This window comes from Hyphomonas beringensis (assembly GCF_000682755.1).
GTDB lineage: Bacteria > Pseudomonadota > Alphaproteobacteria > Caulobacterales > Hyphomonadaceae > Hyphomonas > Hyphomonas beringensis.
In genome coordinates, this window is sequence record NZ_AWFF01000076.1 from 138,466 (window position 1) to 149,671 (window position 11,206).

Annotated in this window: 11 protein-coding genes and 1 tRNA gene; 1 reads left to right on the top strand and 11 read right to left on the bottom strand. The window is 56.1% G+C overall.

Going from position 1 to position 11,206, the window contains the following annotated elements; all coding sequences use genetic code 11:
• Nucleotides 1-16: 16 nt before the first annotated feature.
• From HY29_RS16045 to HY29_RS16070, 6 genes are all read right to left on the bottom strand, one after another.
• Nucleotides 17-1,192, bottom strand: a complete 1,176-nt coding sequence (locus HY29_RS16045; protein ID WP_034798765.1) for an OmpA family protein — start codon at nucleotides 1,190-1,192, stop codon at nucleotides 17-19.
• Nucleotides 1,193-1,450: 258 nt separating this feature from the next.
• Nucleotides 1,451-1,527: transfer RNA gene (locus tag HY29_RS16050), tRNA-His, on the bottom strand.
• Nucleotides 1,528-1,614: 87 nt separating this feature from the next.
• Complete coding sequence (nusG, locus tag HY29_RS16055; protein WP_034798766.1) at nucleotides 1,615-2,157, bottom strand: transcription termination/antitermination protein NusG; 543 nt, start codon at nucleotides 2,155-2,157, stop codon at nucleotides 1,615-1,617.
• A 39-nt stretch (nucleotides 2,158-2,196) separates the two neighbouring features.
• The gene (secE, locus tag HY29_RS16060; RefSeq protein ID WP_034798768.1) at nucleotides 2,197-2,412 is read right to left on the bottom strand and encodes a preprotein translocase subunit SecE; all 216 of its coding nucleotides are present in this window, start codon (nucleotides 2,410-2,412) and stop codon (nucleotides 2,197-2,199) included.
• A gap of 120 nt (nucleotides 2,413-2,532) precedes the next feature.
• Nucleotides 2,533-3,414: an SMP-30/gluconolactonase/LRE family protein gene (locus HY29_RS16065; protein ID WP_034798770.1), complete on the bottom strand. Its 882-nt coding sequence runs from the start codon at nucleotides 3,412-3,414 to the stop codon at nucleotides 2,533-2,535.
• Nucleotides 3,415-3,456: 42 nt separating this feature from the next.
• Complete coding sequence (locus HY29_RS16070) at nucleotides 3,457-4,320, bottom strand: 2-dehydro-3-deoxygalactonokinase (protein WP_034798771.1); 864 nt, start codon at nucleotides 4,318-4,320, stop codon at nucleotides 3,457-3,459.
• Between the two features lie 153 nt (nucleotides 4,321-4,473).
• Between HY29_RS16070 and mazG the strand changes: the two genes are divergently transcribed.
• The gene (gene mazG / locus HY29_RS16075) at nucleotides 4,474-5,307 is read left to right on the top strand and encodes a nucleoside triphosphate pyrophosphohydrolase (protein WP_081811456.1); all 834 of its coding nucleotides are present in this window, start codon (nucleotides 4,474-4,476) and stop codon (nucleotides 5,305-5,307) included.
• Between the two features lie 4 nt (nucleotides 5,308-5,311).
• Here mazG and hflX read toward each other — a convergent pair whose 3' ends face one another.
• The 5 genes from hflX to ntrX form a co-directional block, all read right to left on the bottom strand.
• Nucleotides 5,312-6,628, bottom strand: coding sequence for a GTPase HflX (gene hflX / locus HY29_RS16080; RefSeq protein WP_081811457.1), 1,317 nt, complete (start codon nucleotides 6,626-6,628; stop codon nucleotides 5,312-5,314).
• 6 nt (nucleotides 6,629-6,634) lie between these two features.
• Nucleotides 6,635-6,883: an RNA chaperone Hfq gene (gene hfq / locus HY29_RS16085; protein ID WP_034798772.1), complete on the bottom strand. Its 249-nt coding sequence runs from the start codon at nucleotides 6,881-6,883 to the stop codon at nucleotides 6,635-6,637.
• An 81-nt stretch (nucleotides 6,884-6,964) separates the two neighbouring features.
• Nucleotides 6,965-8,332: a potassium transporter TrkG gene (locus HY29_RS16090; protein WP_034798774.1), complete on the bottom strand. Its 1,368-nt coding sequence runs from the start codon at nucleotides 8,330-8,332 to the stop codon at nucleotides 6,965-6,967.
• Between the two features lie 43 nt (nucleotides 8,333-8,375).
• Nucleotides 8,376-9,749 (bottom strand): Trk system potassium transporter TrkA, encoded by a 1,374-nt coding sequence (gene trkA, locus HY29_RS16095; RefSeq protein WP_034798775.1) that lies wholly within the window; start codon nucleotides 9,747-9,749, stop codon nucleotides 8,376-8,378.
• Between the two features lie 22 nt (nucleotides 9,750-9,771).
• A complete protein-coding gene (gene ntrX, locus HY29_RS16100; RefSeq protein ID WP_034798777.1) occupies nucleotides 9,772-11,160 on the bottom strand; it encodes a nitrogen assimilation response regulator NtrX in 1,389 nt (462 codons plus the stop codon).
• Nucleotides 11,161-11,206 lie beyond the last annotated feature (46 nt).

Genomic DNA, 11,206 nt, shown 5'->3' on the forward strand with positions numbered 1-11,206 from the left:
TTGTCGTAATCAGTTCTTATTGAACAGTGATAGTAACGACTGAACGACGGTTCAGAGGTTCGCGAACACCGTCGCGGGTTGCCTTAGCGAGATCCGTCTCACCTTTGGCTTCCTCGTCCATGATCGCAGAGCTGATGCCGCGTGCAGCAAGTGCATTGGCAACAACGTCAGCACGACGCTCGGACAGACGCAGGTTGTATGCGCTCGCACCAGAGGTATCCGTGTGACCAGCGATCGTCACGCTGCTCGGCGCACAACCAGCTTCACCGCTGATATTGGCAACAGCCTGATCGATAACCGCAGATGCCTGGCTCGTCAGGTCAGCGCGATCCCACTCGAAGTAGACCACGAACTCCTGGTCGAGGCTGGAGCACACAACTTCCGGAGCATCAGTCGTCGTCGTTGGCGGCGGCGGAGGCGGCGGTGGTGGCGGTGGTGGCGGAGGTGGCGGCGGTGGTGGTGGTGGTGGCGGAGGCGGCGGCGGTGGTGGCGGAGGCGTTACACCGAACGCATAGCGCAGACCGACAGAAGCCGTGTGGCTGGTGTAGCTTGCGTCATAATCGATGCCACCATTGTAGCCAGCAAGCTCGAGATCTTCGACAACGCGGTAACGATAACCGACGTCCATCGTCAGGCGATCAGATACTTTGTAGCCAAGACCGAGAAGGCCTTGATAAGCCAGACCGGTGTCTGTGTCGCTGAAGCCGTTAGCAGCAGCGGACTGTGTACCGTCTGTGAAAACCAGGTTGTTAGCTTTGGCTTTTGCGCGAACGAAGCCAACACCAAGACCGATGTAAGGCTGCAGAGCGCCCTGACGGTTGAAGTCGTAAAGACCGTTCAGCATCAGGTCTACTTCTTGGAGGTTACCAGAACCACCAGAGAAAGCCGTAGCAGGCGGGTTGAAAAGCCCGGTAACATCGATGTTGCCAGCGCTATAACCAAGCAGGCCTTCAAGGCGCAGACCGTTGTCGAAGCCATAACCGAAACCGGCATCAGCGCCCCAGATATCGTTGGCGTCAGAATCGCCAGCCATGGAACCAGGCACGTTTTCGACAGCCGGATCGTGATCGAACGTTCCGTCAAAGCTGTAAGTTACGTCAGCACGGGAATACCACCCGTCTTCGGCGTGTGCGACAAAGCCGGCCGACGCAAAAGCGGCCGCGGCTGTCGCGCACATAAGAGTTCTTTTCATACTCAATCCCCTTTAGTGTGCCGATGACGGGATTGTCCTCGGCCGCAGGTTCATACGGGTAACACCGCGTATGGTTCCTGAATAAACACATTTCTTTCTTGGGGCGAGCCTTTTCCGGAAGTTTAATGAGTAAAAACCGGGCAATTCTTGATTACCGCGACCCATTTGCAACAGATTGCTACAGGCGTTCATAATTGGGAAAGATTTGACCGCAATTGCGCCACAAACTGTCGCAGTTATTCCACATTTGGGGGAAGGTGGTACCGCCTCCCCGGTTCGAACGGGGGACCTCTAGATCCACAATCTAGCGCTCTAACCTACTGAGCTAAGGCGGCACGTTGAGCGGGAAATAACGCCCAAAGAAAAGTGTTTCAAGCAAAACTAGGCAATCAACTGCTACGCAGATGATTCGCCTATTTGGCTTATAGTTTTGCGACCTGTTCAAACTCCAGATCGACAGGAGTTCCACGGCCAAAGATGGACACGGTCACCTTCAAGCGGCCGTTCTCTTCGTCGATCTCTTCAACAGACCCCTCAAAGCCTTGGAACGGACCATCATTAACCTGCACCTGCTCGCCGATCTCGAAGGAGATCTTCGGACGCGGACGCTCTGCGCCCGTTTCGGTCGCGGTACCAAGGATACGGTCTACTTCGCGCTGACGCACATGCAGTGGTTTCTTGCCACCTTCTGCGCCAAGGAAGCCTGACACTTTCGGTGTATCTTTCACGAGATGATATACATCGTCAGTCATTTGGGCTTTGAGCAGAACGTATCCCGGGAAGTAACGGCGCTCGACGGTCTTCTTCTTGCCGCGTGCAACCTCAACAACTTCCTCGGTCGGGACTTGAATGTCCTCGATAAGGTCTGACAGTCCCTTGCGCTCAGCTTGCTCGAGGATGGTCGCTGCGACCTTCTTCTCGAAGTTTGAATAAGCGTGGACGATATACCATTTGGCTTCAGCCATGAGGCCTACGCGCTCCCTAATGAATTGTTGCCGGTCTAGTTACTGATGAATGCCCGTAATGGACCTTACGGCGAAATTGATCGCGATATCAGCGGTAAAGAGAAAAAGGGCGATCAGAACAGACATGATGACAACGAAAATCGTCGCCTGGATAGTCTCCTGGCGGGATGTCCATGTCACCTTGTTACCTTCCGCGCGAACCTGCCGCAGAAAGGTAATCGGTCCTACTCGTTTCTTTTTCGCTTTATCGGCCATTCCGACTCTCTCTTGAAAAACGGGGGGTTAGCGGTTTTGCGCGGTTTAGTCCACGGTTAAGTGCACTCATTGAACTGGCCTGCATGTGAGCGTATTGCCTCCAACATGCAAGGGCACCATTCAGTCCGACTTGCCAAACTCCCGCCCTGGCAGGCCAGGAACAGAGACCCGCACAGAGAACAGGCTGCCTGACAAAGGCCGGGAATCCAGCTCTGGAAAGGACATCCCTACCCTCGCGGTGGTAATGAACAGGGTTCTGAGATCATCACCCCCAAACGCAACACTCGTTGGTCGCGGCGCCGCCAGGACAATAACCTGATCAACGTCACCGTCGGGTGTGAAGCGAACGACACGGGATGAGTCCCAAAGGCAGGTCCACAGACATCCTTCCGAGTCGATCGCTGAACCATCTGGATATCCATTGAAGGAAAAGGTGTCGGCCAGCACACGCCTCCCGGTCAGATTGTTGCCGTCTGCCTCATAATCATAGGCAAGCACCTCCTGCTCCGCCGAATCACACGTGTAGAAGGTTTTACCGTTCGGGGAGAATTGGAACGTATTGGTGACCATGACAGAGGGCAGTCGTAATTGGCTCAGTTTGCCATCCGCTGAATAGCGATAGTACTGCCCCTGGGCTTCCCTCTCCTGATCGTCCATCGTCCCGAACCAGAAAGAGCCATCAGGCGCGACGCCGCCATCATTGGTGCGATTTCCTTCAGGTTCGTCTTCCAATGCCGTGAGGCGCTCATAGCCTTCCGTTGACGGATCGTAGATGCCGATTTCCCGATCTCCCACCATCAGGAGATTCCCGCCATAAAGAGCCATGGCGGTTGCCTTGATCGGCAAGTCATAGCGCCGTGTATTGCCCGTGCGTGGGTTGTAACGGTGTAGCTTGGCCCGTTTGACATCCACCCACCAGAGAAAGCCCTCGCTGGGGCTCCACAGCGGCCCTTCACCCAGCATACATCCGGTCGGGGCGACACATTCCGGCGTAATAATCATTGGCGTTCCATATCCAGACGGCCCAATCACTTCCTTCAGGCGCTACTGATCAAGCAGCCCTGCGACCTCCGCGATCTCAAGCAAGCCGTCGCGGCGCGTCTCTTCTGTTGAATATTCAATAATCTCAGCTCCCATGATTTCCAAGGCCAGCCCGTACTGATCCAGTAAATCACCGTCAGCGATAAGAATCACATCATCACCGGGCTCATAATGCGCAGCTATGTCAGCTCCGATCATCAGTCCCGCGAGAGCGCACTGATACAATTCAGGTTTCAGCTTCCCGATACTGCATGCGGCATGCACGGCAAACGGAGATACAGCGTCGTCTGTATCCAGCGACTTTTCTGTCCATTCACGAAAAACGGCCTCTGAAAAGATCTGTGCTTCCGTGTGGTGCTGTTCCTTCAGGACGGCCTGCATCAGGCTGATAGTCATCTCCGTCGTTATTCCAGAGATCAGACCGTGTTCCACCATGATATGGTGGGTGTGAGGGCCCGGCATGCATATCAGACCATCGGTTTCTTCGATGCCGAAGAGGCTTGTCTCGGGGCCGATGAGAAAGTCCGGAGGGGCAGTCTGCTTCAAGCCTGGAACCAGGTGCAATCCGCGCCGGGATATCAGCCCCGCGCTGATGGCATCCATGCGACAGGGAGCGGACAGGAAGTCTGAAACCTCTCCATGCCGAATCGAATAACCGCCACCGGCGACGAGCACAGGACAGGCTGGGGCCTCCCCGAGCCATTCGTTAAGGAAATAGGATGCCCTGCTTGCGCTGTCCGCAGCCGAATCTGCTGAACCTGATTGTTCTGTATGGACCGCGATAATCTCTCCATCATCGCCATAAGACCAGGCTGACAGAGTACGTCCTGAAATGAAAACACCAATAAGTGCTGGATCTTGCGTCATGCTGTATGGGCTCGCTTTTGTCTTCCAGCAAATCTTGCCTCTATTGTGCTTGCGTTAGTCGCGTACGATGTCAATTGGCTTCTCTACTTACAGCCCCTGTCTCACGCCTTTCACACGGTCGCTTTTCCGACTGAGTCAGTCTAGGGAATCCATATGTCCGATATTGCACCGAAAGACGAAAAACTGCGCATCGCTGAGAACATGCAGCGACTGGTCGACATCATGGCCAAGCTCAGAAATCCTGAGGACGGATGCCCCTGGGATCTGGAGCAGGATTTTTCCACAATCGCGCCCTACACGATCGAAGAGGCTTACGAAGTTGCGGACGCCATTGAGCGCAACGACATGTCTGACCTTCGGGAAGAACTGGGTGATCTTCTTTTTCAGGTCGTTTTCCATAGCCAGATGGCTGACGAACGTGGCGCGTTTGATATTGCGGATGTTGCAGAAGCTATCTGCGAGAAAATGGTCCGTCGCCATCCCCATGTCTTTGACCAGGGGGACGAGCGTAGCGCTGAAGAGCAAACAGTCGCGTGGGAAGCAGTCAAAGCGGCTGAGCGAGCCGCTAAGGGCGCCCCTCAGACCACAGCGAGTGCTCTCGATGGGGTAGCCCTGCCCTTGCCAGCCCTGCTTCGCGCCGAAAAGCTTCAAAAGCGCGCTGCGCGCGTCGGCTTTGATTGGACGGATCCGGCGGACATCTTCCTGAAACTGGATGAAGAGGCAGACGAAGTCCGCGAAGCCATCGCCAGCGGCGAGGCAGAAAAGATTGAAGACGAAATCGGAGACCTGCTCTTTGTCGCTGCCAATCTTGCACGCAGAATGAAAATCGATCCCGAAGTCGCGCTACGCAGAGCCAATGGAAAGTTTGAGCGCCGGTTCCGCGCCATGGAAGCTCTAGCGGACAAGAATGGACAGGATTTTGCTAAGCTCGACATCGAGGCACAGGAATCACTCTGGCAAGCCGTGAAGCGGCTGGAGCGCGACTAGATCGTCAGTCGCCTTTCAGGTCTGGAAATTCTGCAAAGAACTGTCCGATCCTGTCATGGGGCAACCGGACAGTAAGTTCGACATGGCCACTATCACCCGTCTCTTCAGAGATCACATCCCCATTGCGATGAAGCCAGGCTCTGGCCCGGCCATCTGGAGGAGCAAGGTCCAGAACGAGTTCGCTGGCACCGCGCAGCAGAGCCCCTTCGATTTCGGAGAGCAGCTCTTCAATGCCTTCGCCGGTCAAAGCTGAAACCAGAACCGCAGTATGCTCCCTGTCACCATGCGCGGCATAGGATAGCGCTTCTGCCCGCTCAGCCGGGAGGACATCACTCTTGTTCCACGCTTCGATCATTGGCGGCAGAGGCAGGCCTGTCTCCTTCTGCAGGCGCTCAAGCACCAGCATCACATCGTGCGCCTGGTCGAGGTCCGCAGGGCTAGACCGATCCCGCACATGGACGAGGAGATCTGCCTGCATCGCCTCTTCCAGTGTTGCCTGGAAGCTGTCGATCAGGTGCGTGGGCAAATCCGTAATGAAGCCGACCGTGTCAATAAGAGCAGCTTCACCGAGTGTCGGCAGGTCGAAGCGCCGAATAGTCGGGTCAAGCGTTGCAAAAGGCATATCACGCGCAAAGACATTGGCGCCGGAGATCCGGTTGAACAGGGTCGACTTGCCGGCATTTGTGTAACCGACCAAAGCGATAACAGGTTTGCCGCTGCGCCTTCGCCCCGCCCGCTGAACCGCGCGAGTCCGCTTCACGTCTTCAAGATCACGCCGCAGACGCAGGATCTTCTCATCCAGCATCCGCCGGTCGGCTTCCAGCTGGCTTTCACCCGGCCCGGAGAGGAAGCCCCCACCGCCGCGTTGGCGTTCGAGGTGGGTCCATGTACGCACAAGACGCGATCGCTCATACAACAGCCGGGCGAGTTCGACCTGAAGTCGCCCTTCCTTGGTCCGCGCTCGCAGGCCGAAGATTTCCAGAATCAGACCTGTCCGGTCGATTACCTTCACCTCAAGACGGCGCTCAAGGTTGCGCTGCTGCACAGGGGTCAGGTCGCCATCGATCACGGCTATGGTACACTCATGCGCCTTCAGGTCTTCAGCGAGACGGTCAAGAATACCGCCAGACAGGAGGACAGATGAATTGACCTTCCTCACATGCTCCGGCCGCAGGAAAGCCAGCTCACAACCCAAAGCTTCAACCAGACCCGCAGTCTCCTGCAAGCGGTCTTCTGTTGGACGATTGGCAGGGGTGAACCACGGAATAACCGCACCGGCCACTTCTGGCGCCGGCGTGCGATCAATCATCTTGTCGTTCAAGAGGACTTATTCCTCATCCATTTCCTCATCAAAGAGCTGCACAGGGGCGCTCGGAGCGATGGTGGAGATGGCATGCTTGTAAACCAGTTGCGGCGGACGACCGTCGCCACGCAAAAGGACGCAGAAATTGTCGAACCACGTCACCACACCCTGCAGCTTAACACCGTTAACAAGGAAGACGGTCAAAGGCGTGCGGGATTTCCTGACGGCATTCAGAAATGTATCTTGCAAGTTCTGCTTCTTGTCAGCTGACATAACGTCGGTCCAATCTGGCTTTTTCTTCTTATGTGTCGCGAGCTAACGAGATTACAGGGCTTGTGCAAGTGCGAACAACCGTTACCCCCGCCAAAAACTCACAGAAAGCGCAGGAAAAAGGGCAAGGATTTCCAATCGACCAAGGATCATCGCAAAAATGGTCAATAAATCGGCAGCCGGATTGAGATTGGAGGCATAATCCCCCACCACCGCCCCAGAGTTTGTGAGACTGCCGATGGAGAGCCGGATCGAAGGATCAAAGCTCTCTCCCAGAAAGCTGTACCCGATCATCACGGCAAACACAGCGAAGATATAGGCAATCAAATACACCCAGACGCCGATCACGCTGCGCTCGTCCAGCTCGCGGTCCCGGAACTGAAAACCGAGAATGGAACGCCTGTAACCCAACTGGCGGAACTCCTGACCAGCCCGGCGGGACAATACGATCAAACGCGCAATCTTCACCCCACCTGCAGCAGACAGTGCTGATCCGCCGATAAGAGCGGGCAGTACAAGAACCGTCAGCGGGATACGTTGATAGTCGTTAGGATCAGATAAGGGTAATCCTGACGTTGAGAGCGCTGAAATTGCCCAAGACAGACCCTCGGTGACGTTCAAATCGGAAAGCACGGCAGCCAGGACGAATACGCCTATCAAGATGATGAATAGTACGAGTTCCGGGTCTGTAATGGCTTTCAGGGGTTTCCAGTCTCGCAATGGCAGCCATATGGCGAGCCCCATGGCGCCAACAATCAACCCAAGGCCCAGGATGATTGAGGGGCCAGTATCCAGTGGCTGACGCCCCGCCCCCGCAGGATCGACAAGTCCTGTGGTCAATACGCTCACCGTATCTCCCAACGCGCGCTCAGCCGGTACTCCGAGCAGAACGAGCGCGGCGAACAGCGCCAAAATACTTATTGCCATCATTGCGCAGACGACACGCGCAACACGTGGCACAGCATCAAAAAAACTGGTCTCGGGCACCGTAAACAAGACTGTGCGGTGAATGCCGGGCCCCCCAATGTTCAGTGCCGCCAAAACACTTGCGGCTGTGACAATGGTCGCCAGTCCGCCAAGCAGGTGGAGCATTCCGCGCCAGACGACAAGGCTGATGGGCCAGACATCATTCTCGACATCAATTACCGATTGCCCTGTCGTCGTCAGGCAGGAGGTCGCCTCATGCAATCCCCGGACAATGCTGTCATTATCGACACCCAGGATGAACGGTAGTGCCGTCACGACTGGCGTGATGAACCACCAGAGTATGACCGTGCCGAGCGCATCTGATGGCATGGCCTTGCGGCTGGGCTTAGGCGTTAGCAACAGCACGCTGCTGGCCACCACAATGATCGTCAGGATCATTGCGATAAACGCAAAGGTCTGACTGTCCTCACCAGCAAAGAAAGAAATCACCACAGATGGCACCGCAGCCGCCGCCACGATCAGCATGAGAAGAGCAAGTACCCGGACGACAGACGCGTAATACATGGAATCAGAAGAAGTCGGGGCTGACCCGGAAGTACTTCTCCACCTTTCTTACCAGTTCCCCCTGATAGAAGATAATCAGATGGTCTTCAGCGCGCACGGTCACATCGGGACCGGCAATCAGGACTTCCTTGCCACGGATTACCGCAGCGGCAGTCACCCCTTCCGGTAAATCGTCATAGCCGAGAGATTTGCCGATAAGGGAAGAGGATTCCAGTGTAACGCCTTCGGCCACTTCCGCCTTGCCGTCTTCAATCGATTGGAGACCCAGAATACGGCCACGCCTCATGCGCAGCAGAATTTGCGAGACAGTCAAAGCGCGCGGATCAAGTACGGCGTCCACCCTCAAATCCCGCGCAAGCCCGGCGAGTTCCGTGGCATTGACGAGAGAGAGTGTGCGCTTCGCCCCTGCCCGTTTGGCAAGATTGGAAATCAGCAGGTTGGCCTTGTCGTCATTGGTGATCGCAATAACGAAATCCGCCTTCGCGGCGCCTGCCTCAGCCAGAATATCCGGGTTGAGACCATCGCCTTGAATAACGATTGTCCGCTTAACCTTGGAGACGACCTCATTCGCACGGTCAGCATCATTCTCGATCAGCCTGATGCGGTGATTGCCCTCTCGCTCAAGCGTACTGGCAACATAAAGGCCTACATTCCCGCCGCCCACGATGACGACATGACCGGTGCGCTCGGTGTCACGGTTAAAAATCGAGGTCAGCCTGTCTGCATGCTCATCCAGGACAGCCACATAGGCGCGATCACCAGGCTTCAGCACGTCATTGGAGCGCGGTGCACGCACGGACTCCCCCCGCCCGATTCCGACGATCCGTGCCGACAGATCAGGAAACAGGCCGCGTAACTGGTCAACTGCGGTATCGAGCAGGGGATTGCTCTCATCGATCTCAAGCCCCAGCAGACGGATCCGGCCACTGCCAAAGCTCGCGCTCATGACGGCGCCCGGCGTACGGAAACGCTGCAGGATGGCTTCCCCCACCTCGACTTCCGGCGAGATCACCATATCGATCGGCAGACCCTCGCGAGAAAAGATATTCTTCCAGGCCGGGTCTATATAGGATTGGTCACGAACACGCGCGATCTTGTAAGGCACTGAGAACAGAGTATGGGCGATCTGGCAGATCACCATGTTGATTTCATCAAAGTGCGTGACGGCAATGATCATCTCGCAATCAGCCGCGCCAGCTTTCTTCAAGACATCCGGATGCGCCGCGTGTCCGGTAAAACCGCGTACATCGAGATCGGTGGAAACCTGGTCCACCAGATCCGGATTTTCATCAATGATGGTGATGTCGTGCTTCTCGCGCGCGAGACGCCGGGCAATTCCGTGTCCCACACGGCCTGCTCCGCAAATCAGAACCCGCATTGTTTACAGCCCTTCGACAGCGTCAGCCGTCCTGACGAGTGAGATTAGAGTTAACGCCCAAAGCCTTTAATTTTCTGTGCAGGGCTGAGCGCTCCATTCCAATGAATTCAGCAGTTCGCGATATATTTCCGTTAAAGCGAGTGATCTGAAGTGCAAGATATTCACGCTCAAACTGCTCGCGGGCATCGCGCAGAGACAAGCCGACCAGTTCAGCAGACCCGGCCTTCGACATGTCCGCGCCCTGGGCACCTGAATCCTTGGGCAGCTCATCCACACTGACAGGTCGACTCGCATCGGAGGGAGACAGGATCAGGATCCGCTCCACCACATTCCGCAATTGGCGTATGTTTCCCGGCCAGTCCATCGACTGCAGTACTGCCATGGCCTCCTGAGAGAAGGCCCGTGGCGTCAGACCCGAGGAATCTGCAATGCGGTCAGTGAAGTAGCGCACCATATCGCCAATATCATCGCGGCGTTCAGCCAGCGACGGCACCCGCAGCGGCACAACACTCAGCCGATAATAGAGATCCTCCCGGAAACGGCCCTCATCGATCTCTTTCTTGATATCCTTGGTCGTGGCGGACATCACACGGACATCGACGCTGACATCAGACCGACCGCCGACACGTTGGAATCGCTGTTCCGTCAGCACTCGAAGGATCTTGTTCTGTGTCCCCAGAGGCATGTCCGCCACTTCATCCAGCAGCAGAGTACCATTATGCGCTTTTTCAAAGAGGCCAATACGCGTTGTACGGCCTTGGGAATCCTCTTCCCCGAACAGCGCGCTTTCCATCTGGTCCGGAGCAATCGTTGCAGCGTTGACCACGACGAACGGGCCGTTTTCACGCTGGGAGTTGCGATGGATCAGCCGCGCGGCCAATTCTTTGCCGGATCCGGCCGGGCCCGTAATCATCACGCGGGAATTTGTCGGCGCGACCTTGTCGATGGATGCACGCAAATTCGCAGCGGCCTGGCTGTTGCCGATCCACTGCTCATCGTCGCCCGCGCGGTTCTTGAGGGCCGCATTCTCATATTTCAGCGCTGCCGACTCGATAGCGCGTTCGATCAGGTGCAGCAGACGGTCCGTCTTGAAGGGCTTTTCGATGAAGTCATATGCCCCGCGCCGGATCGCAGCGACCGCCGTCTCGATATTGCCGTGCCCGCTAATGACGATGACAGGCAGGATCGGATCGATCGACTTAAAATATTTAAGCAGCGATAGCCCGTCCATGCCGCTGCCCTGCAACCACACATCCAGAACAACCAGTCGTGGCGTACGCGCCCGGACCTGATCAATCGCATTTTCTGCCGTATCGGCCGTTCGAACAGAATAGCCTTCATCGCCCAGAACGCCCGCGATCAACTCGCGAATGTCCGGTTCGTCATCAACAACAAGAATGTCTAATGCCATGATGCTGGCTCCTCTACACTAAACCAGCCGATACCGGCGGGGTCTC

Excerpts from the sequence above, each read along its gene's own strand:
- HY29_RS16045 (WP_034798765.1), bottom strand. The coding sequence starts at position 1,192 with ATGAAAAGAACTCTTATGTGCGCGACAGCCGCGGCCGCTTTTGCGTCG.
- nusG (WP_034798766.1), bottom strand. The coding sequence starts at position 2,157 with ATGGCTGAAGCCAAATGGTATATCGTCCACGCTTATTCAAACTTCGAG.
- secE (WP_034798768.1), bottom strand. The coding sequence starts at position 2,412 with ATGGCCGATAAAGCGAAAAAGAAACGAGTAGGACCGATTACCTTTCTG.
- HY29_RS16065 (WP_034798770.1), bottom strand. The coding sequence starts at position 3,414 with ATGATTATTACGCCGGAATGTGTCGCCCCGACCGGATGTATGCTGGGT.
- HY29_RS16070 (WP_034798771.1), bottom strand. The coding sequence starts at position 4,320 with ATGACGCAAGATCCAGCACTTATTGGTGTTTTCATTTCAGGACGTACT.
- mazG (WP_081811456.1), top strand. The coding sequence starts at position 4,474 with ATGTCCGATATTGCACCGAAAGACGAAAAACTGCGCATCGCTGAGAAC.
- hfq (WP_034798772.1), bottom strand. The coding sequence starts at position 6,883 with ATGTCAGCTGACAAGAAGCAGAACTTGCAAGATACATTTCTGAATGCC.
- HY29_RS16090 (WP_034798774.1), bottom strand. The coding sequence starts at position 8,332 with ATGCTGATCGTGGCGGCGGCTGCGGTGCCATCTGTGGTGATTTCTTTC.
- trkA (WP_034798775.1), bottom strand. The coding sequence starts at position 9,749 with ATGCGGGTTCTGATTTGCGGAGCAGGCCGTGTGGGACACGGAATTGCC.
- ntrX (WP_034798777.1), bottom strand. The coding sequence starts at position 11,160 with ATGGCATTAGACATTCTTGTTGTTGATGACGAACCGGACATTCGCGAG.